The 25817-nt window shown below is 57.2% G+C and carries 16 protein-coding genes; 10 read left to right on the forward strand and 6 right to left on the reverse strand.

Annotation, left to right across the window (positions count from 1 at the left end; all coding sequences use genetic code 11):
- Window positions 1-302: 302 nt before the first annotated feature.
- Window positions 303-791 carry a hypothetical protein gene (locus tag C5Y96_RS05980; protein ID WP_146115534.1) on the reverse strand — a complete coding sequence of 163 codons (489 nt, stop codon included), beginning with the start codon at window positions 789-791 and terminating at the stop codon, window positions 303-305.
- Window positions 792-962: 171 nt separating this feature from the next.
- Here C5Y96_RS05980 and C5Y96_RS05985 point away from each other — a divergent pair, with 171 nt between their 5' ends.
- The 7 genes from C5Y96_RS05985 to C5Y96_RS06015 all read left to right on the forward strand — a co-directional run bounded on the left by C5Y96_RS05985 (window position 963) and on the right by C5Y96_RS06015 (window position 14880).
- Entirely contained in the window at window positions 963-2093 is a 1131-nt protein-coding gene (locus C5Y96_RS05985) for a type I restriction enzyme HsdR N-terminal domain-containing protein (RefSeq protein WP_105350957.1), read from the forward strand.
- 148 nt (window positions 2094-2241) lie between these two features.
- Window positions 2242-4221, forward strand: a complete 1980-nt coding sequence (locus C5Y96_RS05990) for a chloride channel protein (RefSeq protein WP_105350960.1) — start codon at window positions 2242-2244, stop codon at window positions 4219-4221.
- A gap of 238 nt (window positions 4222-4459) precedes the next feature.
- Window positions 4460-6469 carry a PAS domain-containing hybrid sensor histidine kinase/response regulator gene (locus tag C5Y96_RS05995; protein ID WP_105350962.1) on the forward strand — a complete coding sequence of 670 codons (2010 nt, stop codon included), beginning with the start codon at window positions 4460-4462 and terminating at the stop codon, window positions 6467-6469.
- On the forward strand, window positions 6469-7164 hold the full coding sequence (locus C5Y96_RS06000; protein WP_105350964.1) for a DUF1080 domain-containing protein: 696 nt from the start codon (window positions 6469-6471) through the stop codon (window positions 7162-7164). The genes C5Y96_RS05995 and C5Y96_RS06000 overlap by 1 nt, the downstream gene beginning before the upstream one ends.
- 80 nt (window positions 7165-7244) lie before the next feature.
- Window positions 7245-11654, forward strand: a complete 4410-nt coding sequence (locus C5Y96_RS06005) for a DEAD/DEAH box helicase (RefSeq protein ID WP_105351783.1) — start codon at window positions 7245-7247, stop codon at window positions 11652-11654.
- 101 nt (window positions 11655-11755) lie between these two features.
- Window positions 11756-12751 (forward strand): DUF1080 domain-containing protein, encoded by a 996-nt coding sequence (locus tag C5Y96_RS06010; protein ID WP_105350967.1) that lies wholly within the window; start codon window positions 11756-11758, stop codon window positions 12749-12751.
- A gap of 179 nt (window positions 12752-12930) precedes the next feature.
- A complete protein-coding gene (locus C5Y96_RS06015) occupies window positions 12931-14880 on the forward strand; it encodes a prolyl oligopeptidase family serine peptidase (RefSeq protein ID WP_105350968.1) in 1950 nt (649 codons plus the stop codon).
- Between the two features lie 87 nt (window positions 14881-14967).
- Here C5Y96_RS06015 and C5Y96_RS06020 read toward each other — a convergent pair whose 3' ends face one another.
- From C5Y96_RS06020 to C5Y96_RS06030, 3 genes are all read right to left on the reverse strand, one after another.
- Complete coding sequence (locus tag C5Y96_RS06020) at window positions 14968-15447, reverse strand: PilZ domain-containing protein (RefSeq protein ID WP_105350969.1); 480 nt, start codon at window positions 15445-15447, stop codon at window positions 14968-14970.
- Window positions 15417-16394, reverse strand: coding sequence for an HD-GYP domain-containing protein (locus C5Y96_RS06025; RefSeq protein WP_105350970.1), 978 nt, complete (start codon window positions 16392-16394; stop codon window positions 15417-15419). Before C5Y96_RS06025 ends, C5Y96_RS06020 begins: the two co-directional genes overlap by 31 nt.
- A gap of 258 nt (window positions 16395-16652) precedes the next feature.
- Window positions 16653-18377: a pentapeptide repeat-containing protein gene (locus C5Y96_RS06030; RefSeq protein ID WP_105350971.1), complete on the reverse strand. Its 1725-nt coding sequence runs from the start codon at window positions 18375-18377 to the stop codon at window positions 16653-16655.
- Between the two features lie 158 nt (window positions 18378-18535).
- Here C5Y96_RS06030 and C5Y96_RS06035 point away from each other — a divergent pair, with 158 nt between their 5' ends.
- Complete coding sequence (locus C5Y96_RS06035) at window positions 18536-20332, forward strand: ABC-F family ATP-binding cassette domain-containing protein (protein WP_105350972.1); 1797 nt, start codon at window positions 18536-18538, stop codon at window positions 20330-20332.
- 60 nt (window positions 20333-20392) lie between these two features.
- Here the strand turns inward: C5Y96_RS06035 and C5Y96_RS06040 are convergent, their stop codons facing one another.
- Entirely contained in the window at window positions 20393-22264 is a 1872-nt protein-coding gene (locus C5Y96_RS06040) for a hypothetical protein (RefSeq protein ID WP_105350973.1), read from the reverse strand.
- 592 nt (window positions 22265-22856) lie between these two features.
- Here C5Y96_RS06040 and C5Y96_RS06045 point away from each other — a divergent pair.
- Window positions 22857-23861: a DUF1559 domain-containing protein gene (locus tag C5Y96_RS06045; protein WP_105351786.1), complete on the forward strand. Its 1005-nt coding sequence runs from the start codon at window positions 22857-22859 to the stop codon at window positions 23859-23861.
- Window positions 23862-23941: 80 nt separating this feature from the next.
- The gene (locus tag C5Y96_RS06050; protein WP_146115535.1) at window positions 23942-24247 is read left to right on the forward strand and encodes a hypothetical protein; all 306 of its coding nucleotides are present in this window, start codon (window positions 23942-23944) and stop codon (window positions 24245-24247) included.
- A gap of 85 nt (window positions 24248-24332) precedes the next feature.
- On the opposite strand, the gene C5Y96_RS06055 is transcribed toward C5Y96_RS06050, so the two are convergent.
- Window positions 24333-25817, reverse strand: a complete 1485-nt coding sequence (locus tag C5Y96_RS06055) for a Gfo/Idh/MocA family oxidoreductase (RefSeq protein ID WP_105350975.1) — start codon at window positions 25815-25817, stop codon at window positions 24333-24335.

Below are 25817 nucleotides of genomic sequence, written 5' to 3' on the forward strand. Positions count from 1 at the left end.
CACGAAGCGAAAGTCCCGCTCAACAAGCTCAGCCCAACTCGCGTGATCGACCTGCTGCAGGCAGCAATGCGTGACCTGCTGTCCGGCAAAACCAGAACCAGACTCGACTTTACAATCTGCCTGAAGGTTGATGAATCCCATCGAATCACAAGTAAACAAAGCCGAAACTATCCAAGAAAGAAACAACCCCCTAGCTGCGGCCCACCCAACGTGAAGACTGCCACTGCAAAGCAAATCGCCCGAGCTAGAGAGTTCTTGTAGAATCGTTACCAGCGTTGCGTGGCACTGGGGGACGGGAACGTTTACCACAGTTTCATGCGTAGGACGTTCAGGATTTCGCTGCGGTTGAAATCGAAGAGCGCTGGCGTTGCCGTTTCTTCGCGCTTCTCGGGGCTGACCCTCTGGAGCATCGTCACGATCTGGGCGACGGGGTAGACGATCGCGATTTCTTCCAAGGGGATCGCGACCAGAGGGATCGGCTTGCCGAGGAACTCGCGGGTCGGCAGGTCGTCTTGCTGCTGGGCATCGTACGCCCCGACGATCTCCAGCAGGAACTCGCGAAAGTCTTCCGCCGCCGGGCGAGCACGATGGGCCTCGGCCTTGAGGTCCATCAGTTGGGCATTCAACACAACCAGCGTTTGAGCAAGGTCGTCGTTCACGTTCCCGTTGTAATGCCCGAAACAGGCATAGCCTGTTTTCAGCAGCAGGGCGACCGGGGCATACTCGACCGGTTCCTGGGAAGCTCCAATGATTTTTCGCAAGTCTTCGGCGTTCACAGCTGACCTTTCCATGAGGTGGGTGTCCATTCAACGTAATCCCGATTTATGCCGGTTGTTTGCTGGCATTTCGTGCAGAGAAGTTGAATTTGGCGTGAATTGCCTTGGGGAGCTTGATTGAATTGGGCGATCACTTTGGTAGATTCTAGGGGTCTTTATCCCACCTCTTCCTACGGGTACGCCAAAATGGATTTGATTGATCGTTTAAAAGAACTCGCCTCGCGAGCAGAAAAGATGGCTTCGCAATTGAAGACGGAGGAGGCGACCAAGAACGCTTTAGTAATGCCATTTATTGGGGCACTCGGTTACGACGTATTTAATCCCCTGGAAGTGGTGCCCGAGTTTACGGCTGATGTTGGTATCAAAAAAGGAGAAAAGGTCGATTATGCGATTATGAAAGACTCGCAAGTAACGATTCTCTTTGAGTGCAAAATGATTGGCACCGACCTAGCGCGAGTCACTCCGTCACAACTCTATCGATACTTCTCCGTTACCGATGCACGGTTCGGGATTCTCACAGACGGAGTTCACTACCAGTTCTACTCTGACCTCGATTCCCCAAACAAAATGGACTCCCGTCCGTTTTTAGACTTTCGTATTACCGACCTAACAGAGAAGGTCGTTGGTGAGATCAAGAAGTTCGCCAAAGAAATCTTCGATCTCGAAGAGATCCTATCAACGGCCAATCAGCTCAAGTACACAAAGGGCATCAAACGTGTCTTTGCCGAAGAGTGGCAGAACCCTTCAGAAGAATTCGTAAAGCTATTTGCTTCTAAAGTTTACGATGGCCGACTGACACAGTCTGCGAAAGAACAATTTACTGGCCTGACAAAGCAAGCATTTCACGAATTCGTACAGGACATGTTCAACCGTCGCCTTAGCTCTGCGTTGAGCGCGGACACTTCGACGTCGGTCAGCCCAGTGGAACCTTACGAAGAAATCGCCGAAGAATTGACTGAAGAAAAAGGCATCGTAACGACGGAAGAAGAGATCGAAGGCTACCATGCCGTCAAATCGATCTTGCGTGAGGTAGTCTCTCCAAGTCGTGTTTTCATGCGAGACACGTTGAGTTATTGCGGTGTCCTTTTAGATGACAATAACCGAAAACCAATCTGTCGGCTCTTCTTCAACACGGCCAAGAAATCAATTGGTCTATTTGACTCGGAGAAGAATATCACCAAGGAGAACATCGATTCCATCGATGACATTTACCGATTTGCAGAGGTGCTGAAAGCAACAGCTATTGGGTACGACCAAGGCCCTCCGGTTGCTTCGGAAGAAACCAGCAGACAGGATACCGGTGCCGATGATGTTTAATTCAGCAAGCTAGAAATCTAGCTGTAACTACTTCGGAGGAAGGTGCGCCCTTTAACGGGACTGGCATCCCTGATAACCTAGGTCTCTTTCCTTCCCAATTTGGTCTCCTCCGGTGGTCGGGTCCGGAGGGTTTTTCCCTACGAGTGCTATGCCTTGGTCTCGGGTACGTGGGTGGTTGCAGCCGGTTCAGGACTGGCTTGCGCTGCATATCAAGCGTGGGACGATCCCTGCGCAGCCGTTGACCATTACGTTGGCTGGGATTGTCGGTATTCTGGCCGGCTATAGTTCGATCTTTCTGTCCATGATGATCCATTGGGTCGAGGATTGGACCATTCGCCCGGCCATGCAACTGGCCCACCACCACTGGTTGGGGCTGATTGCCCTGATCGTCTGTCCGGTTGTGGGTCTGGTGATCGTCTCGTGGTATACCCGTAAGTACTACCCTGAAGCGGTCGGACACGGTGTCCCGGAGGTGATCAAAGCGATTGCCCGCAAGGATGGTGTCATTCGACCGCCGGTGGCGATCGTGAAGCTGTTGGCCAGCGGGCTATGTATTGGCACGGGAAGTTCGATCGGCCGCGAAGGTCCGGTCGTGCAAATTGGTGCCGCGTTTGGTAGTACGGCGGCCCAGATCTTTCAGCTTTCGGCCCGTAATATCAAAGTGCTGGCAGCCGCTGGTGCCGCGGCCGGTATCTCGGCGACCTTTCACGCCCCGATTGCCGGGGTGATTTTTGCCAGCGAGATCATCCTGGCGAACTTCGCGGTGGAAAGCCTCTCGGCAATTGTGATTGCCGCCGTGCTGGCGAATGTCGTGCAGCAGAATCAGGGGGCGCATGGCCTCGCTCCTGAGTTTCCGCATATTCAACACAAGTTCGACGGTGCCTATCACGAACTGCCGTCGTACATCTTTCTGGGCATTGTCTGCGGCTTGATGGCCGTCGGCTTTACCAAGCTGCTGTATTGGTTTGAAGACCAGTCGGAATACTGGATCCCCAAGCACTGGGTCCGCTCGATCGCGTGCGGCTTGCTACTAGGGGTGATTGGCACCACCTACTACGTGCTGTACCCGGTAGCTCCGGCCCAGTCGGTGGCGGCTCAGCAAGAGCTTAGCCAGCACGAAACCCAGCAAGACGCATCGCAGCACGACCGAGAACGCCGCGAACCGATTCCGGCGTTATACGGAACCGGCTACGCGGCCATCAGCCATACGCTGCATTTAGAGAACGCCCAGAAGCTGACCGATGCCGACGAAACCACAGGGGACTCGCATCGAGAATCGATACGGCTTTCTCGCGACCAGATGTGGCAGCACCTGATTTGGCTGCTGCCGCTGGTGCTGGTCAAACCATTTCTGACCAGTGCTTGCCTGGCCGGGGGTGGCTCTGGCGGTATCTTTGCGCCCAGTTTGTTCATCGGTGCGACCACCGGGGCGGTGATCGGGTTGCTGTTTAACCTGTTTGTGCCTGAGTGGTGCGATCATCCCGGGGCGTATGCGCTGGTGGGTATGGGCGCGGTTGTGGCCGGCACCACGCATGGAACGCTCAGCGCGATTGTGGTGGTGTACGAGTTGACCGACGACTATCGCATCATTCTGCCGATCATGGCCGCCGCTGGCATTTCGAGCTTGATCGCTCGCTGGGTCGATCCGGAAAGCATCTATGAAAAGAAGCTGTCGCGTCGCGGCGAATCGATTGCCCGCAGCCACGACCTGCACCATATCGAAAACATCGCCGTGCGCGACGTGATGGTGCGTAAGTTCCCCACCGTAAAGCACACCGACAACGTGATGCAGATCATCAAGATCGCGCGCGAGAATCCTCATATCGAGAGCATTCCGGTGATGAACGAAGATGGCACGCTGCACGGTATCATTCGCCCCGAGGACCTGCACCGCGTGCTCGATACGGATGTCTCTCCGTACCTGGTCAACGCGCATGACATTGCGATGGTCTCGCCGATCGCCGTCTCGCCGGACGAAAACCTGCTGGAAGCGCTGCGCGACTTCGGTACCCGCGACGTGGGTACGCTGCCGGTCGAAATCCAAACCGCTGGCAAACGCGTGCTGATCGGCCTTCTGATTCGCGCCGACGTGATGGCCCGCTACCGCGAAGAATTGCTGAAGAACTAGCCTGGCATCTACTCTGCTAGATAACCACTGGTAATAGTGCGATTGCCCTGGCCGCCGCGCAATCGCTACGACCGGTATGCCCCGGCCAACAAGTTGCTGCAATGTCATGCGCGGAGCAAGCGCTGATCGATTTGCGTCCTACGTTTAGATAAGGCCTTTGGGGTGCCATCACCCCTGGCAAGACTATTTACTGAACCAGAATTGATTCACGATCGCGCGGGATCGTGGGGGCAAATCGATGATGGACTACGAAAAGATCCATATTGCAATCGTTGCAGACGGGTCAGACTCCGCCAGGATTCTGCCGCATCTGCACGCGTGTGGCGTATTGCCACAAAACATTCTGTGCGTCGAGCCCAACGGCTGGCCCGACCTGATTCATGATTCGATTGGCCTGTGCTTTTGGGCCATGGCTTCGCAGGGCAACGCGCATCAGCACTGGCCGGACCCGCAGCAATCGCCGGCGGTCTTAGGGCAGTGCCTGAACGTTTATATCGAAGCGGGCCCTGTCACTTCGCGTTCTCCGTTCGTTATCGACTGGAAAGAGTTCGACGAGCAGCAGATCGACTTCAAGCTGAAGTACTTGATCGAGGAAGCGCAAATCCGCGCAAACCTGCGCCAGCACCAACAGTGGTACCGCCTGGCAATCGTCGAAGGGAATGTTGGGCTGTGGTGGTGGGACCGCCAGATTGACTTTGTGTACCTCTCGCAGCACTTTCAAACGATGCTGGGGATTGCGTCTGACCAATTGCCGCAGAACGTCAATCAGTGGCTCAGCCGCGTTCACGCCGACGACCGATACAAGCTGACCGAAACGATCCATTCGCAGTTCAACGCGAATGCCGACCGGTTTGAGCTTGAGTGCCGCATTCGCCACGCCGATGGTCTCTTTCGCTGGTACTCGCTGAGTGGGCAGCTTCAATCAAGTGGTCCTTGTCGCGGCCGGGTACTGGGGGCCGCGTCCGACATCACCGAGAAGAAAGAAATCGAAATCGCTTTGGCAGCGGCGAACAAGTTGGCCAACTCGGCCGTGCATGCCAAGAGCGAATTCCTGACCAACATGAGCCACAACCTGCGGACCCCGATCACGGCCATTCTGGGGCATGCCGATCTGCTGGGAAATCTTTCAACGGATGAACAAGCGGCGACCTCCCTGGAATCGATCAGCCGCAATAGCCATCAGTTGATGCAGTTGCTGGACGATATCCTGGAACTTTCGTGCATCGAATCGGCGCTTCCCTTGGCCAACATGGGGAAGACATCGATCGCGGCAATCCTGGGTGACGTGCAGGACCTATACGGAGAGAAAGCCAAGCAACAAGGCTTGAAGTTTCACGTTCGTGTACAACCAGAGATTCCGGCAGAGTTTGTTACCGACGCCACGCGAACGCGGCAGATCCTCAAGCGTCTGATCGAGAATGCGATCAAGTTCACGCCGGAGGGGGAAATCACCGTCGAAGCCAGCTTCCAGCGTTTCCCCAAGCCGGCACTACAACTGATCGTTCGCGACACAGGCATCGGCATTCCGGCCAGTCGCCTGGAAACGATCTTCGAGCCGTTCGACCTGGCCGATAACTCACCTTCGCGCAGCCATGGGGGCTCGGGGCTGGGGTTGTCGATCTGCCAGCGGCTGGTCAAAACGCTGCAAGGCGCACTCGATGTCGAAAGCGAAGTGGGGTATGGGACCTCCTTCCTGCTTAGTATTCCCTTGGAAGTCACTTCGAACTCGCTTCCCGCGGACAACACGACGCCAAGCAACGACGACGTCGGGCTCGACGGGTACCGTGTGCTGCTGGTCGAAGATGGCGTCGACAATCAGCTGGTCTTCAATGCGTTCTTGCGAAAAGCAGGTGCCACCGTTACCGTGGCCAACAACGGCCTGGAAGCGGTCGAGTGGATCAGCGCTAACCGCCGCGAGACCGGCGAAACCGGATGCGATAGCGACCCACGAGTCGACGTGATTCTGATGGACATGCAGATGCCGGTCATGGATGGGTACCAGGCCACGCAGATCCTGCGCGACAGCGGGTTTTCCAAACCGATTCTGGCCGTCACCGCCCATGCGCTTCAAGGAGATCGGATGCGCTGCCTGGAAGCTGGCTGCGACGACTATTTCACCAAACCGATCAAGCGGCGTCCGTTTCTTGAATTCGTGCAACGTTATGCCCGGCAAGCCCGACACCTGGCCACAACCTTAGAAGCATCGGAAGGAACCGTTGCTTTGCAGCACAGTGCGTGCGAAGATTGATGAGGTCTCAATCCATTGTTCGCCTGCCCGAGGTTCGCTTGATGCTTCGCTCTGCCCTGCTTCTAACCTGTTTCGTCCTGTTCGCCCTGCCGGCCGTCGCCGAAGAAAAAGGGGACGCGAAGCCCCAGGAAACCAAGTCGAAGGTCCAGAAGCTGTTCGATGGCAAAACCTTGAAAGGGTGGAAACTCAACGACAAAGGCTTCTACGAAGATCACGGCGACGTCTCGGTCAAAGATGGCGAGATTCTGCTGGGCAAAGGAGACCCGGCCACGGGGATCGTGCTGGACGGCAACCCGCCGAAGATGAACTACGAAGTTCGCCTGGAAGCGAAGCGGGTTGAAGGGGGAGACTTCTTCTGCGGTCTGACCTTCCCCGTCGGCGAGGCCCACCAAACGCTGATCATCGGCGGCTGGGGGGGCGGCGTCACCGGCATCACCAGTATCGACGGCATGTCGGCTGTCGAGAACGAAACGACCGGCTACACCGAGTTCGAGAACAACAAGTGGTACAAGATCCGCGTCCGCGTGCAGCCCAAGAGCGTTCAGGTTTGGCTGGATGACGAAGAGATCATTAAGTACAACCCCGAAGGACGAAAGCTCGACATCTGGATCGAGCAAGACACCACCAAGCCGCTGGGTATCGGAACCTGGAATACGGGAGCCGCTTTGCGAAACTTAGAGCTGGAAACACTTTAGCTTCAGCGTGTTAGCATATCCGCGGTCTCTTTCGCGACTTTTACCTATGCACATCCGTACACATGGGTATAATGCTCAGCATGTCGCTCGAGCTATTTCATCCTGTGGTTCAGGCCTGGTTCACCAAGCGGTTTGGCAAGCCCACCGAGGCCCAAAACGCTGGCTGGCCCTCTATTGCCCAGGGGCGCTGCACACTGATCGCCGCTCCGACGGGTTCGGGTAAAACACTCGCGGCATTCATGGTCTGCCTGGATCGGCTCTTCCGCCGCTGGCTGGCCGGCAATCTGCTCGACACCACCTATGTCGTCTATGTCTCGCCGCTGAAGGCGCTCAGTAACGATATCCACCGCAACCTGGACGTGCCGCTGATGGAAATCTGCGACATGGCCGAGAACATGGGGATGCTTCCTCCCCAGATCCGTACGGCCGTGCGAACGGGCGACACGCCGTCGTCCCAGCGGCAAGCGATGACACGGCGGCCACCGCACATTCTGGTGACCACGCCGGAATCGCTGTACCTGATGCTGACCGCCGAACGTAGCCGCAAGACCCTGCGGCACATCGATACGGTCATTGTCGACGAAATCCACGCGTTGGCGCGCGACAAGCGAGGTTCGCACCTGACGCTGACACTGGAACGGCTCGAAGCGCTGTGCATCGAGCCCCCAACCCGCATCGGCTTGTCAGCCACGCAGAAGCCAATCGAAGAAGTGGCCTGCTTCCTGGTCGGTGCCGAGCGGGTCGACGAGAACAACGTGCCAGACTGCGCGATCGTCGACGGAGGGCATCGCCGTCAGCTCGATCTGGAAGTGAGCGTCCCCCCTTCCCCACTGGAAGCCGTATGCTCCAACGAGCAGTGGGGCGAAGTATATGACGAACTGGTCAAGCTGATCCAGTCACATCACAGTACGTTGGTCTTTGTGAACACGCGCCGCATGGCCGAACGAGTGGCCCACCGGCTGACGGAAGTGCTCGGCGATGAAGTGATCACCAGCCATCACGGCAGCCTGGCCAAAGAGATCCGCCACTCGGCCGAACAGCGTCTGAAAGAAGGGAAGCTGAAAGCGATCGTCGCGACCGCCTCGCTCGAGATGGGGATCGACATCGGTTATATCGACCTGGTCGTGCAGATCGGTTCGGCCCGCAGCATTGCCAACTTCCTGCAGCGCGTTGGGCGTTCTGGCCACTCGCTGCATGGCACCCCCAAAGGTCGCTTGTTCCCGCTGACGCGCGACGAACTGATCGAGTGCCTGGCGCTAATGCGGAGCGTCGAGAAGGGGGAACTCGACCGCATCGAAATCCCGGTCGCTCCGCTCGATATCCTCGCCCAACAGGTCGTCGCGGAAGTGTCCGCTGAAGAGCAGGACGAAGCGGAGCTGTACGAACGATTCAAACGTGCCTGGCCTTACCGCGACCTTTCGTATCAGAAGTACCAGGATGTCCTGGAGATGATCAACGAAGGAGTCACGCGTTCGATCAAGACCGGCGCGCATATCCATCGCGATCGGATCAACGGCAAGCTGCGTCCGCGGCGGGGTGCCCGGATCAGCGCGACGACCTCTGGCGGGGCGATCCCCGACATGCCCATCTACCGCGTGGTGATGGATCCAGAGAACCAGGTCGTAGGGACCGTTGACGAACACTTTGCCGTCGACAGCAAGGCCGGCGACGTCTTTCTATTGGGCAACACCTCGTGGCGCGTGCTGGCCATTCGCGGCAGCGACGTAATCGTGCAGGATGCTCAAGGCCAACCGCCGAGTGTTCCTTTCTGGTTTGGCGAATCGCCTGGCCGCACCATCGAGCTTTCCAAGGAAGTGGCCGACCTGCGCGAGGAAATCGCCGACAAGATTGTCGCCGCGGCCGAGGATCCTTCCCGCGAGCGATTCAAGATTCAATCGCAAGAGGGTGACCTGCTGGAGTCATCGTTCGATCAGATCGATGTCGAGACGGTGCAGTGGGTTCAGGCCGAGTGTCACGCGACGGCGTGGGCTGCGATGCAGGCCGTTCGCTACGTGGCCGCCCAGCACGCGGCGATGGGACTGGTGCCGACGCAGAAGAAGATTGTCTTCGAGCGGTTCTTCGACGAAGCCGGCAGCATGCAGTTGGTAGTGCATGCCCCGCTAGGCACGCGGATCAATCGGGCCTGGGGGCTGGCGTTTCGTAAACGGTTCTGCCGCTCGTTCGACTTCGAACTGCAAGCCAGCGCCGACGACGACGGCATCGTCCTTTCGCTCGGTCCGCAGCACAGCTTTCCGTTGGAAGACATGTTCAAGATGTTGAACTCCAACAACGGTCAGGCACTGCTCGAACAAGCCTTGCTGGCGTTTCCCATGTTCGGCATTCGCTGGCGTTGGAACGCGACCCGGGCCCTGGCGATCCTGCGTTTCATGGGAGGCAAGAAGGTCCCGCCCCACATGGTTCGCTTCCGCTCGGACGACCTGCTGGCCGCTGCGTTCCCCGATCAGGTTGGTTGCCTCGAAAACCACAACGAAGACATCAAGTACCCCGACCACCCCCTAGTACAGCAAACCCTGCACGACTGTTTGACGGAAGGAATGGACGTCGAGCGTTGGAAGGAAATGCTGCGGGCCGTCGAAGCGGGCGAAGTGCAGTTCATTGCCCGGCAAACGCGCGAGCCGTCGCCGTTTGCCCATGAACGAATCAACGCGAATCCGTATTCGTTCCTCGACCCGGCCGGACTCGAAGACCGCCGTACGCGAGCCGTTACCACGCGCCGCACACTAGCCCCTGGCGAGATGAAAGAGCTCGGGCAGCTTTCCCCCGAAGCGATCGCCACGGTCCGCCGCGAGGCCTGGCCAACCGCGCGCGATCCGGACGAACTGCACGACGTGCTCAGTTCGCTGGTCGCGCTGCCCGAGTCGCAAGGGCAAGAATGGCAAAGCTTGTTCGATCGCCTGGTGAAGCAAGGCCGCGCGACACGTTACGTGCGTGATGGTCACGAGCCGCTATGGACCGCGACCGAGACCCTTTCGATCGTAGAAGCAGCCCTGCCTGGCGGAACGGCCCAGCCCAGCGTGACGGTGCCGGAGGGGGTCGGAAAGCAGTTGGAATCGCACCAGGCCTGGGTCGAACTGGTGCGCAGCGTGGCCCCGTGCCTGGGCCCCTTCTCGACCGAAGAACTGGCCCAGACCTGGGGACTGAAGCCATCGAGCGTGCATGCCGCCTGCGAAGCGGTCGAAGCGGAAGGGATCATCCTGCGGGGTCATTATTCAACCGCTGGCTCTTCGCACGAAGGAGACCTGCAGTGGTGCGACCGACGGCTGCTGGCTCGTATCCATCGCTTGACCGTCAACGGATTGCGGCAGCAGATTCAACCGGTCGAGCGCGATGTCTTTCTACGTTTCCTCGCGCGGCATCAACTGCTGCAGCGGGAAACGAAGTCGTCGGGGGCTCGCGGCCTCAGCGCGGTAATGAACCTGCTGCAAGGCTTCGAGGCTTCCGCCGGTAGCTGGGAACGAAGCCTGCTCGCGGCGCGCATGGACGATTACGACCCCGACTGGCTGGACGATCAACTGACTTCCGGCGAACTGGTATGGGGGCGACTGCGACCACCGCAAGGTGACGCGGAAGAAGGCCCGAGCATGGCCTCGCTTCGCCGCAGCGTGCCGATGGCGATCGTGCAGCGTGAGAACCTAGGCTGGCTCATCCCAGACGTTCGACAATCGGCCGAAGCCCTCGCACGCGGCAACGCCCAAGAAGTACTGGAAGCTCTCAAGGCGCGTGGAGCGCTGTTTCATCAAGACCTTAAAATTCTTACGAAGCTACTGCCGACCCACTTGGACGAAGCTCTGCGTGAACTGGCCGCTTTAGGTTTGATTACCTGCGACAGCTTTAGCACCGTGCGAAAGATCGTCGACGACTCTGGTACGAAGAAGTCGCGAACGCGTCGCAAGAGCAACGCCACCTCGCGGGCCGGGCGATGGTCGCTCTTCCCTGGCATCGTCGAGGAGGTCTCGGCCGAAGATTACCTGCACCGCTGGTGTTTGCAACTTGTGGCGCGGTACGGGGTGATCTTCCGTGACCTACTGCACCGCGAGACGGCCGCCCCGTCGTGGGCCCAGTTGGTGCCGATGCTGCGGCGGATGGAACGTCGCGGCGAGCTGCGTGGCGGACGCTTTGTGAAGAATGCCGGCGGCGAGCAGTATGGCACCGAACAAGCGATCTACGCTCTACGGAAGCTGCGCGATGCCAAACAGGAAGATCCTTGGGTGGCGGTCAGTGGTACCGACCCATTGAACCTGGCCGGTGTACTGACCGACGAGCATAAGGTTCCGGCGATTCACACCAATGCGCTCATCTGGCAGAACGGCCAGGTCGTGGCCACAAAGCGGGGTGGCGAGATTGAGTTTTTGCGTCCCGTCGCCCCCACCGATCAGATGGAAATGACCCGAGCCCTGCACGCAGGCCGACGATTGCCGCCGCAAACGATCCCGATCGGCTTTCCCCGCCGCCGCTCGACCGCCAGCTAGAGCATCTATTGAGGATGGTTGCATCATTGCGTGCGGCGAACCACAATGGAACGTCCCTCTCCTTGTTTTTCCACCCCCTGTTTACCTGCTGGGAGTTCATCATGCAGCGTCCCCTCGCTCACCTCATTCTGGCCGCATTGCTGGCCGTCGCCGCTCCGCTGCCCCTGTTCGCCGCGGACGACACCAAAACGTACACCACTCAGGAAGAAGCCCCAGCGTCTTACAAGCTTCAAGGCGAATACGTCGGCAAGGTGACCGTCGACGGTGCCGAAGTGAAGTACGGCGTGCAGGTCATTGCCCTGGGCAACGATAAGTTTGAAGCCGTTTCCTACCCAGGCGGTCTGCCCGGCGATGGTTACTCGGGCGGCAACTACGACGATCTGCTCAAGGCCGAAGCCACCGCTAGCGGCGGCAAGGTCGAATTCAAAGGCGAAGGTTTCGTCGCCACGCTGCACGATGGCAAGATCGAAGTGATTGGCGAAGGTGGTGTCGAAGTAGGTACGCTCGAAAAGGTCGAACGCAAGAGCCCGACCCTCGGCGCGAAAGCCCCAGAAGGTGCGATCGTTCTGTTTGACGGTACCAGCGCCGATGCCTGGAACAACGGCAAGATCGTTCAGGAAGACCTGCTGTTGGCCGACTGCGAATCGAAAGAGAAGTTCGGCGATCACACGCTGCACCTCGAATTCCGCACACCGTTCAAGCCAGACGCACGCGGCCAGGCTCGCGGTAACAGCGGTCTGTACGTTCAAAGCCGCTACGAAACCCAGGTCCTCGATTCGTTCGGCCTGTCGGGTGCCGATAACGAATGTGGTGGTATCTACAAGGTTTCCAAGCCGAAGGTGAACATGTGCTACCCACCACTCACCTGGCAAACCTACGACGTCGACTTCACCGCGGCCAAGTACGATGCCGACGGCAAGAAGACCGAAAACGCACGCGTCACGATCAAGCACAATGGTGTCGTTATCCACGATGACCTGGAACTGCCCAGCAACACGCCTGGCCGTCACCAGGAAGGCCCAGGCCCCGATGCGATCTACCTGCAAGGCCACGGCAACCCCGTTGTGTACCGCAACATTTGGGTTGTGAAGAAGTAAGCGTCCCGCACGCCACGAAAGTAAATCGAGACATGGGAACTCGTCGGCCGAGTGGAGTCTTCTCTCCCAAGAACCTCCTGGCCGACTTTCCCCTCTCGGTGCTGTTTTGTCCCTGCCACTGGGTCGATTGACGCCAGTGGCCACCGGTCTTAATCTCCTTCCCTGCGAGCCAACCTGCCATGAATCGCGCTTCGATTTGCCTGCTTTTTGTTTGCCTGTTTGCCGCCAGTGCATTCGCCCAGGACCCGATCAAACCAATCACTCGTCGTTTACCGGCCAAGAGCGACTACACCCTGCCTGAGCCGACCAAGAAGAACCTGGAAGCTCGGATCGCCGAGGTCGACAAGTTCTCGGCCAGTTTGAAGAACAACCCGCTGTTTGCCGATGTCGACGTCTACCGCAAGGCAGTCGAGTTCGCGATCAAGCATGGCGAGTTCTACGGCGAAGGGGACATCAAGAAGGCCCAGGCCTGTTTGACCATGGCCCGCAATCGAGCCGAGAGCCTGGCCAAGAATGAAACTCCCTGGAAAGAACAAAAAGGGCTGGTCGTTCGTGGTTATACCAGCAGCATCGACGGCAGCTCGCAGCCGTACGGCCTGGTGATTCCGGAAGGCCTCGATCTCTCCAAGCCACAGCCGCTGTACATCTGGCTGCATGGCCGAGGCGACAAGGCGACCGACCTGCACTTCATTCATGAACGCTCGACCAAGACCGGTCAGATCTCGCCAGAAGATGCGATCGTGCTGCATCCTTTCGGTCGCCAATGTATCGGCTTCAAGTCGGCTGGCGAAATCGACGTGATGGATGCGATTGCCGCGGTGAAGAAGCAGTACAACATCGACGACAAGCGAATCGTGCTGATGGGCTTCTCGATGGGGGGCGCTGGCTGCTGGCACATCGGTGCTCACTATGCCGAGAACTTTGTCGCGATGAGCCCCGGGGCCGGCTTCGCCGAGACGGCGCGCTATCAGAACCTGAAGAAAGAAGACTACCCGCCGCAGTACGAGCAAACGCTGTGGCAGGTTTACGATGTCCCCTCGTACACGACCAACTTGTTCAATCTGCCGGTCGTGGCATATAGCGGTGAAGAAGACAAGCAGATCCAAGCAGCTCGCGTGATGGAAGAAGCCTTCAAGAAGGAAGGCCAGACGCTAACCCACCTGATCGGCCCGAAGATGGGTCACAAGTACGCTCCGGAAACACTCGAGCAGATCTTGGCGATGGTGAAAGCGGCCCGCGATGAAGGTCAGGCCGAATACCCACTGAACGTCACGATCCAGACGCCCACCTTGCGATACGGCAAGATGCACTGGGTCGAAATGCTGGAGCTGACTCGGCACTGGGAAGATAGCCGCGTTGGCGCGTTGTGGAAGGAAGACGACGAACTCATGGTGGTCACGCGCAACGTTGCCAAGATGAAAATCGATCTGGACAAGGCCAAGAAGTTCACCCTGGATATCGATGGGCAGAAGCTCACCGTGAACGAAGGAGACAAGCCAGCCAACTCGATCATCCTGGCCCGTAGCGGCAACCAGTGGGAAGTCACCGATCAAGCGGCATCGACCGACAAGCTCCACAAGACGCCAGGACTGCAAGGTCCGATCGACGACGCATTCATGGCACCTTTCCTGGTGGTGATGCCATCGGGCAAGTCGGCCAACGCCAACGTGCAGCGTTGGGTCGACTTCGAAGCCAAGCATCTGGCCAGTCGCTGGCAGTCTTTGTTCCGCGGCAAGCTGCGTACCAAGCTCGACAAGGACGTTACGGCCGACGACATCAAGAAGTACAACTTGATCTGCTGGGGCACCCCAGAGACCAACTCGGTGCTGAAGAAGACGATGGGCCAACTACCGCTGGCCTGGGATGAGAAAGAGATCTCGCTGGGCGCGCATAAGGTCGACGCGGCCAATCACGTACCGCTGATGATCTATCCCAATCCTTTGAATACGCAGAAGTACCTGGTGATCAACAGTGGTCCGACGTTCCGCGAGGATCACGATCGTACCAACAGCCTGCAAAACCCGAAGCTGCCGGACTGGACGCTGATCGACATCCGCCAAGATCCGGATGGATCGTCCCCTGGCAAGGTAGTTGCCGCCGACTTCTTCGACGAAGCCTGGCAGCCGTAGTCTCTGGCGTGGCAAACCAAGTGACGGCTATCGCACAAGCAGCGTAGCCGTCGCGCGTGGGAAAGAAGACCCCATTTCCAGTGGGAACTAGTTCAAGAATTCTTCACGTTGATGGGCGAGATCCTGCTCTGGCTGCTCGATATCCTGCGGATCGTCAACGCTGGGATCTTCTTCAGTGAACGATGCCCCAATCTCAAAGCAAAGTTCATTCAAGCGGCGGCAGCGAATGACCGTGCATGTCAGCCGCTGGGCGGAAGTCCAAAGCGTTACCTGTTCGCCTGGGTAAAGCTCGGTATCGTGCAGAAAACGGATGCCGGTCGAAGAAATATCGATCGAGTAGCCTACTACGTACTGATGATTACGCGGTACCGATGGCAACGAAGCGAACGATTCGATCAGCAACTTGCCAGGACAGTACAACCGCGTGGTACGACGCATGTCGAGTGCTTGCGCAGGGAGTACCCCACGGCGGTTTTCCAAGTCCGCAAATTGATCGGGCAATTGAATGCGGCATCGCAGCCGATCCAACAGCAACTTCATTTTTTGCGAATAGACTGTTTCCAGCATTGATACATTTCCTGATCCAAGCCGTCCGACAGGTGTTGATCCATCATGGACAACGCTTCGGTCAACGAATAACGGCCGCGATATGGGCGATTACTGATAAGCGACTCAAACACATTCACCACGCTGCACAAACGTGCCCACGGGTGGATTTCATTTCCGACGGCACTGACCGGGTAGCCTTTGCCGTTGGTGCGTTCATGATGTTGATAGACAACCATCAACTGGGCGAAGGAAACGTCGGTTCGCTTTCCCAATCGTCGGAAGCCTAGGGCTGGGTGTTTTTGGGCGACACGTTGCTCGCGGCGCTGTAGTCGGTCGTTCTTCGTCAGAATGCGTTCGCTCACCGACAGCTTGCCAATGTCGTGCAGAATGCCGGCCGCCGCCACCGCCGGTAGTTCGTCGTTGCCAACCAGGCGCAAGTTGCGGGCCAGGGTCACCATCATGTACGAGACATTCAGCGAGTGGGTGACCGTTTGGTAATCGTGATGCAACAGGGAAATCAAGTCGCCGGCGGTCATGTCGTCGCGGCAAAGCAGACGGACGGCCATCGCGGAAATGCTGTTGGCGCTGCGCATGACTTCATCCGTATCATTCGACTCGAATGCCGACGTGAGAAGCCCTTCGACCACCTGGTTCAGCCGACCAAAGCGATCTCGCAGCGAGAGCGTTTCATCGCGTACTAACAGATCGAGACGGCGGCGAATGAACCGCTGCATCTGATCGTGGTCGATGTCGGTCGCATAGAGCCAATTAGTCTCGGTTTCAGCCAACCGCTGGAGGTCTTCCGGCAGCATCGGCAGATTGGCCGCGCGATACAATCGTAGACGCCCCGTCTCTGCATCTTTGCGATACAGATCTACGGCAGGCACCTCATCGGCAGATAACAATGCTACCGGTATCGGCGTATAGCCGAGGCATTGCGTCGCGATGGTGGAAGAGGATGCCATGATTCAGGAACTGCCCCATGTGTCGTACCAGGGAAACGACACGTACGTTTAGTGATTCGATACTCCTCAAGAATAGGTCATAACGACAGAAGGTCTGACCGCTGGGCTTTGATTCCCCATGGGCTTGCGGGAAACCCACCTGATAGCTGGGCATAGCGGTCTGACAGTAACGGTCGTACCGATTAATCGGCCAATCAGCGGCCACAACGCTCGCGGTCGCGACCGTGTCTCGTGCACATTTGACGCAACGGCGACCGGTTACCCACCGAGCGTCAATTGGTTGCCGAGAATCAGCTCGATGGCAACGCGACAAAGCATAAACAGAACAATCACGAGAATGGCCCACGTCAGAGATTGATTCATGCGATCGACCCGCGTAAGACCGAGCGTGTCGATCCACGATGGAGGTGGGCGGCGTTTCAAGAGATCAGGCATCACCTTCCAGAGCGGCTTGATGGCCTGCATTCCTGCGAGCCACCAACTGGGCAGCCGGAGCCAACGCATTGGGCGAATGACCAACTGCTGCTGGCCACTAGCCGCGTTGGTCTCGACGAAGTGACCTTGCAGCCACTTCATCAATGCGTATGGCCATCCGCAAGGTTCTTCACCGATAGAGCTATAGGGCCCCATGTACTCTTCCAGTTTCGGCGTACGGCGAACGATCGCATTCGCCGCGTGCAGCTTATGAATACTTCGCGTCAGGGCTATCCTCTGTAACAGGCACACAACCATCGCCACGACGGTAACCAGGAACAGGATTCCGTCGATGCCTCCCAGCGCCAGGTAAACCCACGTCGATCGGCTATTCAGATTACTCACCAACGGAGCGTAATAGTTGTCGTAGCGAAACCGCAGGAACTCATCGATTTCGTAGCTGGTGTGAGGGACCTTGAAGAAGTTTTCGGAAATCTCGACCACGCGCTGAGGAATGGGGCGTTCGATCAACTGGCTGGGGGGCTTAAAATAACTGCCCAGGAAGTAAGGGACGAACAAGACACAAAACATGAGCGATACGATCGCTAGTTTCTTCCAGGTATAATTGCGCAGCAGACGGGTCCACGGGTCGTCTGTTTTGGCGCCGAACTCTCCGCCGTTGACGAAGGTCTGATCCAACAGCAGCCCCTGGGTCGCACGCAAGTTGCAGTTGCCCAGGTTCGCTTGCCGCAAAATGGCCGCCGTGAAATCGGCCCCTTCGCAGTCCGCTCCGTGGGCCGTCGCGCCATGCAAATTGGCTCGCTGGAACTGCGTCTTCTTGAGGCTCGCGTTCTGCAGGTTGGCATAGTTGAGATCGGCCTCGGACAGCCTGGCCCGGTCGAGACAGGCCCCATCGAAAATCACATCGGCCAGGTTAGCCCGATGAAAACTGGCACCTGCGGCATCGGCCTGGGTAAAGTTGGCACCGATCAGCTTGGCACGCTCGAACGAAGCCTCGTGGCAACGAGCCTCTTTGAGCTTTGCCGAGGTGAGAATCGCCCCGTCTAAGTTTGCCTGGTCGAGCGTAACCGAGCGCATATTCGCGTGGTCGAGGTTGGCATCTTGCAGTTGGGCCCCGGTCAAATCGGCTTCGGCAAAATCACAGAAGGAAAGATTCGCTTCCTGAAAGACGGCTCCGGACAGGCGAGCCCCCCGGAAGTCGCTGGCCGCGATGGTCGCATCCCGCAGCACGGCCCCCTCAAGATCGATTCCTCGCAGGTCGACACTCCGCAGGGTCACCCCTTCCAGGTGAACCACTTTATCGTGCGGCTGTGTCCCTTCCTGCACTTCGTGCCGCCAGTTGTTCCACTGCTGGAAACGATCTGGATCGGTGCTCGGTTTTCGGATTGCCGTTTCCAGGTGAACTAAATGAACCCAATCCCCGGTGTAATTGGGGTGTTTCCCCCGCAGATCGGCTAGCGTTGCCGGCGTTAGCTTGCCTTCGTTGTAGGCCGTCTTGGAGGCGGAAGCGGATTCCGCAACAATTACCGGTGGTTGCGATTTATTCATCGAAGCGATGGCTGATAACGGTCTCAGAGACCCCGCTGAAGTGTTAAAATCATGGGATGCACCAGAATACGGCCATAGCGCAAGATTCGGTAGTCGCACTGTGTGAAGATCGTGTTACGTCTTGCTTGAAACCTACTTTAGAACGATAAACTGTTACCGTGCCCCCTGTTATTAACATTCAGAACGCGACGAAGCGATTTGGCCATAAGGTACTTCTCGACGGTGCCACGGCCTCGATTACCGACGATCACAAAGTAGGGCTGGTGGGCCGCAACGGTGCCGGCAAATCGACCCTCTGCCGAGCCATCCTGGGTGACGAAGAGCTTGAGAAGGGAGAAGTCGTTCTCCATCCTAAGACGCGCCTGGGATATCTCCGCCAGCACGATCCGTTCCTGGAAGGAGAAACGGTCGTTGGTTTTCTGATGCGCGATAGCGATCAGCCAGACTGGAAGTGCGGCGAAGTGGCGGCTCGCTTCGAGATCAAAGGAGCCATGCTCGACGCCCCGGTGCACAACCTTTCCGGCGGGTGGCAGACGCGTGTGAAACTGACGGCCCTGCTGCTGCATGATCCCACGTTTCTGATCCTGGACGAACCGACGAACTTTCTCGACATTCGTACCCAGATGCTGCTCGAGCGGTTCCTCAAGAGCTACAAAGGGGGCTACCTGATCGTGTCGCACGACCGAGGCTTTCTGAAGCAGACCTGCAACGAGACGCTGGAGCTTTCGCGCGGCAAGCTGACCCTTTACCCCGGCAGTATCGAGGACTACATCGAGTACCGCGACGAGCGCAAACTGCACGACGAGCGGGTCAACGCCGCGACCAAAGCCAAGGCCAAGCAACTGCAGCGGTTCATCGATAAAAACCGAGCCGGTGCCAACACGGCGGCCCAGGCCAAAAACAAGCAGAAGCAACTTAACCGCCTGGAGTACATCGAAATCGAAGCGGACGAAGCGAGTGCTTACATTCGCGTACCGCAGGTCGATGTTAAGAAGGGAACGGCCGTCCGCTGCGAGGGTCTTTCTATCGGCTATCCCGATCGCGTGATTGCCGATGGGATTACGCTTGATATCGAACATGGTGCCCGGGCCGCGGTCGTGGGTGACAACGGCCAAGGGAAGACGACCTTCCTCCGCACGCTGGTCGGTTCACTCGCTCCGAAAGCTGGCGAAGTGAAATGGGGACACAACACCGACATCGGTATCTACGCCCAGCACGTTTACTCGACGCTGCCGGCCAACGATACCGTTGAAGAATACTTGCTCGGCGTTCGCGACCCGTCGATCAATCATCAACAGGTGCTCGCCGTTGCCGGTAGCTTTCTGTTTCGTGGCGACGACGTGCAGAAGAAGGTCAAAGTTCTCAGTGGTGGTGAACGTGCTCGACTCTGTCTCGCGGGGCTGCTGCTGGGCAAGTACAACATCCTGATTCTCGACGAACCAGGCAACCACTTGGACGTCGAAACGGTCGACTCGCTTTGTGAGGCACTCGACGACTACAACGGCACGGTGATCTTCACCAGCCACGATCGTTACTTCGTGCGGCGCATCGCCACACAGATCATCGAAGTCAGCAGCGGTAAGGTGACCCACATCCCCAGCGACTACGAGCATTACCTCTATCGCTTGAGCCAGGAAATCGAACAGGAAGATGGCAACCAGATCGCTGCCAACGTTGCTCTCGAAGGACGCGATGCCGACCTGGCGAAGGAAGAACGCAAGCAGCGCAACAAGGACGCCCGCGCAGCACGCAAGGAACTCAACAAGCTGGAAAGCAAGATCGCCAAGCTCGACGACGAACGAAAAGACCTGAATCGAAAGCTGATGGAAATCACCGACGCCGCGGAAGCCCAGAAGGTACACGCGCGGTTCACGACCGTCGCCGATGAAATTGCCGAGCTTGAAGGGAAGTGGCTTGAGTTCCAGGAACTGCTAGAAGATTTTGACGACGGCTAACGGTACGCTCGCTGAATTCCACGCCGTCAAGAAAGAGCCCCTTGGAACAAAGCCGCCGACTCACCAATGAATTGGCCAGTAGGTGATCAGCAGATCATCCTTATGATTGTCGAGCGTTACCTGAATCCGGCCCCATTGGTCTGGCGCGATCGCCAACGTTTTATCTCCTTGCGTCGCCACGTAGCCTGGTCGCATCAGGAAGTTAACGACAATCACGTTTTGATCGTGGCGGATTCCTTGCAAGCGAACTCGCATGCCTGAGCCGCAGACATCGATCGGAAGTGGCTGGGTGCTTCCCCGAGGAAAAGCCAAGGGGGCAACATCTGGCAGTTCGTAGATGACGAAATGCGGCTCCCGATATCGCTCCGTCCAATTTGGCTCCAGCGTTTCGTAGATGGGCAATTGCTCGTGAACTTCCGGAAACACAAAAGCGTACTTCTCGGGCTCGGCCTGGACGATCTCAAAGGATTCGTGCACGAGGATCCAGCGACAACCGTACGCCTGAAGCGCAGCAAGAGGATTCGCGGCAATGTGCTCTCGCTGGCGAATCTGCTCGTCCAGCAAGTAGGTCAGCCCGTCCGAGTAACTCGAAATCACGTTCTTTCCATAGTACGAGGCAAAGTTGTTTGCCATCGACTGGGAATATTTTTCCCCCACCAGACGCGAAGAAGCGAAACTGTAAATTCGATCGTCACCAAGCAGTTGGTCACTGGCCTGCGAAAGTGGCGCGTACGGCAGGTTGCTGCGTTCCTCCACTCCACGGTCCCAAATAAAAGCCGAGAGGAGCAGCAGATTCAGCACGGCGGAAAGTCGTAAAACCCGAGTCCAATCAACGTATTCGGCTCCGCGGATCAACATAAAAAAAGTCGCGAAGAGAACGAACTTGAACGGATGCTGAAACTTCTCAAACACGGGCGAATCGGCCATGATCAACCAAATTCCGCCTGGTTTTCCCAGCGAACAAAGAATCCCGACGACCCCCAGCACCGCCCATACGTTCCACTTCCGCCAAACCAGCGACAGAAGTCCTGCGCCAAATAGCAAGCTGCCGGTGTATGCCGGATAGCCTTCGTTCGACCATACCAGGTAGTTCAGAAAGCAGTCCTTCATGCTGGCAAACGACGAACCATCGCGATCGACGTCGGCGATCAGTTGGTATTGAGCAATCAACACAGGAGACGTGATGACCACGGCCACGGTGCCGGCCAAGAACAACGCAAGCCACTTCTGCACACAGCACTGGCTTGTGGCGACCTTCATCACGAACAGCAGCCCGCAGAAAAACATCGTGTACGCCCACAGTTGAGCGTTTCCAGAATGGAAGTAAACTCCGGCGACCATCCCCCACCAGGCAACCCGGCCAAACGTTGTGGGCCTGGCAACCAGATCCAGTGTCGCGCCAACAAGAAGTGGCAAAAACAGTAGCGTCGGAAACGTGTAATACCAAGCTTTGCCAATGAATATGACATACGCTCCCAGCACATAGGAGGCAGCGGTGCTTACCGCAACGAGTTGCTCGATCTTCAGGCGTCGCAACAAAAAGTACGTTGCCCCGTAGCCGGCTACGATATGCAAGAAGGCATAGGTCTCCATGAAGTACTGCTGCGACCCGCATAAAATCGCAAGCCAGTAAGCGAGATAGATACCGGGATACGAGACCGAATAGGTTCCTGTGGCAAACACCGGCATGCCCATCGCCTGGTGCGAGTTGATGCCTGGAAAGTTGCCAGCTTCGACCTGGTGAATCGATTCCAGAATAACCGGCAGGAATTGGTGATAGTTATCGTCGCAACCAAAGAAGTAGGGCGACCAGGCTTCCAAGCCAAGCGGCAGCCCCAACACGAATAGCAGGCCGACCAGAAACGAAAGATGCCTTCCGAAGATCGAAACGAGCCATCCACAACTCAGATGCCACCACCTCCCTGTCGGCATTAAAGCAATTTGTCCAGTTCCTTTTCGCTGCTACCAAATGAACACAGAAGATCCATGTCACCGTGATCTAAGGATACTAGCCTGTCCGGCAAATCACAGCCTAGCAACTTCGTCCTCGACACGCGTGACGTAAGGTCAAAGTATCGCGATGAAATCCACTTAGCCAAAGGGGCACCAATTCTTCTGGCTGCAACTTTTTGGTTCTGCGTCTGACACAGGCAAACGCGAGCGATGTTCCTTTCGGCTCAGGAGACGGCTCTTTCTCGCTGGCCCGACTTCTCGTTAGCCATGAGCTGCCGAATGCCACGGCACCTGGCTCAATTCACTGGAGAAGTTACTGGTGAAACAGGACTCATTTCTGAATCGTCCACGAGCAGGGTTTATCTTCCGGCCAACGCCGCTCCCGGCCCCCCCCTTTATAGTTGATTTAACATCGGCAGCATGGCCTTTTATCCACCCACTTAGGTATACCCTGATCACAATAAAGTCGTGTTTTCCCGAAAAAAACAATCCTCAATCACCGTACGCATTTACCTAAACCGTTAACGCGTGTATTACAAGGGTTTACTCGTCTTTATTAAGGAATTCACACATGAAACGAAAATCTTCCTGGCAGGGTTTTACCCTTGTCGAACTCCTCGTGGTAATTGCCATTATCGGGGTGCTGATTGCCCTGCTCTTACCGGCCGTGCAACAGGCGCGTGAGGCTGCTCGGCGGATGCAATGCTCCAACCAGGTCAAGCAGCTCACGCTGGCGTTTCACAACTACCACGACACGCACAAGAAGTTCCCCGCTTTGCAGTACGACATTATCAAATCGGACGGAACGAGCGTGAGTTCGTGGCGTGGCCACGGTGCTTATGTGATGATTCTGCCGTACATCGAGCAAAATGCTTTGTACGATCGCTACAACTTCACGATCGAATGGGATACCGGTGTGAACACAACCAATGCCCAAACGAAGCTCGACGCATTTCTTTGCCCTAGCGATATCGCTTATCCAGACTCCAACTGGGGCGGAAACAACTACGGTCTCAATGGTGGCTCGCGTCGCGACTTCTATTCGACCGGTTCGGCCGTAGCTGCCAGCGGTCCTTTCGTGCGCCGACAGGAATCCGGCTTCCGAGATTTCACCGACGGCTCGTCGAACGTGATCTTCATCGCTGAAATTCTCAAAGGGGACAACTCCAGTAGCCAACTGACGAAAGAACGTGACTACACCAACCAGCTTTCGCTGAGCACCGACCAGTTTCCTGCGCAGGCCGATATCGAAGCCGCAGGCGCTGGTTGCGACTCGACGGCAACCTCTTGGCAGCAATCCAACGGTGGTCGTACCTGGGGAGCGAGCTTCCCAGGGTTCATTGGCATGAACACCATTGCCCCACCTAACTGGAAACACATCAGTTGCTGCAGCGGTGGCAATTTTGGTTATGCATGCGATCGTAACGGTATCGTGCCGGCTCGTAGCCTCCATCCAGGCGGCGTGCTTGCCTCGATGGGTGACGGTTCGGTCAAGTTCTTCCCTGAAACGATCGATTTCGTCACCTGGCAACGTCTGGGTGCTCGCGCCGACGGCAACCCGGTCTCGATCCCTTAAGCTGGCTGCCGTTCAAGCATCGTGCCCGCCGTTATTGGCGGGCACGTTCATTGTGGAGAACTTAACTTGAGGAGAGAGCTTTGAAATACGCTTTGTTGTGCTGCCTTGTTGCTTTGACTTTCTGCCTGGGCTGCGGTCCTTCGACGCCGTCTACCAGCGTAGAAGTTCCTAAGCCGACCGCGATGATCAAATCGACCTTGGAAGGCTATGCCTCGTCGGGTGAACTCGACAGCGGCATCATGATCCTGGACGAAGAGATCGCCAAGCTGAAAGAGTCCGACTCTGCTTTGGCAACCTCGCTGGAACAAGATCTGGCGAAACTCAAATCGGCCAGCGGCAAATCGGCCGTCAAGAAGCAGGCAGAATCCATGCTCGAGAAGCTATAAGCTCCGATTGGATATCGTTTTTCAAACAAAAAACGGCACCTCAACCGAGGTGCCGTTTTTGCTTCTTGTGGTCGACCAGCTTGCATTAGGCAGCCGGATCTTTGCCGTCGATCCAAGGCCCTTCCAGCTTTTGGTGATCTGGATCGAGGATGGTCGAGCCTTTGTCGCCCCCCTTCCAGCCAGGCACATGCTGAGGCTTGCCACGCTCTTTGGAGACCTGTTCCCACTTCTTCGACCACGATCCATCCGCTTCGCTGATGGTCATCGTTTCATCGTCGAAGCGATAGATCTTCCCTTCGCGGTAGCTACGAGCCCCCAGGTTCACCAGCACAATCGCTGCCGCGCCCAGGTCTGGCGGATTGTTGCAAGACTGCGGCGTGTTGTTTTCGATCGCGGCAATCCAGTTCTCGAAGTGAGCCTTGGTTTGATCCTTCGGGGCTTCTTTGTCGGCCTTCATCACCTGACGCTCGTACGGCAACGTGGTCGGGCTGATGTGCGTGACCTGCGGTCGTTCCGGCACGAAGGTGAATTCGCCGGACTCGCTGGGGCGATCGAAAAGAATCGAACCATCATGCCCACGCACCAACTGCTCGACCGGAGTCTCCGAGGCAGCCATCGTGGCCGTGACCAGCCCCTGGCAACCTGCGTTGAACTCGGCAACCACCGTTGCCACGTCCGGCACCTGACGACCATCGTATTCCAGGTACAAACCACCACTACCAGTGATACGAGCCGGGTAACGCAGTCCCGTGGCCTTCATCATTTGCGTTGTGCGGTGGACGAACAGGTCGGTGAACATACCGCTACCGAATTCCCAGAAGCGACGCCACTGGGCGAACACGGCTCGGTCGAACGGCTGGTCTTCGGCCAGACCCTCTTCGACACCAAGGAAGCGTTTCCAGTCGATCGTCTTGGGGGTCATGTCCTTCGACAACTTGTAGTAACGCCACTGACCGATGTCGGAGTTTCGGAAGTACTCGGTCTGATACATCAACACCTTACCGAGCAGCCCTTCGTCGATCTTCTCGCGGGCGGCATCCCAAATCGGCAGGCTGGTTCCCTGCACGCCGACTTGCATGACCTTGCCGGTATCTTTCCAGACGCTGACCAGTTCGATGGCGTCTTCGACTTGCTTGACCATCGGCTTTTCGCAGTAGACATGCATGTCTCCTTTCATCGCTTCGATCGCTTGAATGGCATGCCAATGGTCAGGCGTTCCGATGCTGACGGCGTCGAGGTTTTCCTTGGCGTACATCTCGCGGAAGTCGACGTACCGGGCAACCTTGCCGCCGTTTTCCTTTTCGATGTAGTCGGCAGCGCGATTGCGGTTGGCGTCGTAGACATCGCACACGGCAACCAGTTCGATATTGGCGCCTTCCTTGGCGATCTTGGAAAGGCTTTTCACGTGCGCACCAAAACCACGTCCACCCACACCCACAAAACCAATTCGCAGCTTGGAATTGGCATCGGCGGCTTGCGATTTTTGGGCACTCATCGCAAGGGATGTAGCCGCGACTCCTGCGGCAGTGGACTTAAGAAAGGTTCGACGCGTAGCATCGGAAGAACTCAT

Source organism: Blastopirellula marina, assembly GCF_002967715.1.
Lineage (GTDB): Bacteria > Planctomycetota > Planctomycetia > Pirellulales > Pirellulaceae > Bremerella > Bremerella marina_B.

What these genes read in the sequence shown, in the direction of transcription:
- C5Y96_RS06010 (WP_105350967.1), top strand. Translation starts at nt 11,756, where the DNA reads ATGCAGCGTCCCCTCGCTCACCTCATTCTGGCCGCATTGCTGGCCGTC.
- C5Y96_RS06015 (WP_105350968.1), top strand. Translation starts at nt 12,931, where the DNA reads ATGAATCGCGCTTCGATTTGCCTGCTTTTTGTTTGCCTGTTTGCCGCC.
- C5Y96_RS06055 (WP_105350975.1), bottom strand. Translation starts at nt 25,817, where the DNA reads ATGAGTTCTTCCGATGCTACGCGTCGAACCTTTCTTAAGTCCACTGCC.
- C5Y96_RS05995 (WP_105350962.1), top strand. Translation starts at nt 4,460, where the DNA reads ATGATGGACTACGAAAAGATCCATATTGCAATCGTTGCAGACGGGTCA.
- C5Y96_RS06005 (WP_105351783.1), top strand. Translation starts at nt 7,245, where the DNA reads ATGTCGCTCGAGCTATTTCATCCTGTGGTTCAGGCCTGGTTCACCAAG.
- C5Y96_RS06030 (WP_105350971.1), bottom strand. Translation starts at nt 18,377, where the DNA reads ATGAATAAATCGCAACCACCGGTAATTGTTGCGGAATCCGCTTCCGCC.
- C5Y96_RS06040 (WP_105350973.1), bottom strand. Translation starts at nt 22,264, where the DNA reads ATGCCGACAGGGAGGTGGTGGCATCTGAGTTGTGGATGGCTCGTTTCG.
- C5Y96_RS05985 (WP_105350957.1), top strand. Translation starts at nt 963, where the DNA reads ATGGATTTGATTGATCGTTTAAAAGAACTCGCCTCGCGAGCAGAAAAG.
- C5Y96_RS06045 (WP_105351786.1), top strand. Translation starts at nt 22,857, where the DNA reads ATGAAACGAAAATCTTCCTGGCAGGGTTTTACCCTTGTCGAACTCCTC.
- C5Y96_RS05980 (WP_146115534.1), bottom strand. Translation starts at nt 791, where the DNA reads ATGGAAAGGTCAGCTGTGAACGCCGAAGACTTGCGAAAAATCATTGGA.
- C5Y96_RS05990 (WP_105350960.1), top strand. Translation starts at nt 2,242, where the DNA reads ATGCCTTGGTCTCGGGTACGTGGGTGGTTGCAGCCGGTTCAGGACTGG.
- C5Y96_RS06025 (WP_105350970.1), bottom strand. Translation starts at nt 16,394, where the DNA reads ATGGCATCCTCTTCCACCATCGCGACGCAATGCCTCGGCTATACGCCG.
- C5Y96_RS06000 (WP_105350964.1), top strand. Translation starts at nt 6,469, where the DNA reads ATGAGGTCTCAATCCATTGTTCGCCTGCCCGAGGTTCGCTTGATGCTT.
- C5Y96_RS06020 (WP_105350969.1), bottom strand. Translation starts at nt 15,447, where the DNA reads ATGCTGGAAACAGTCTATTCGCAAAAAATGAAGTTGCTGTTGGATCGG.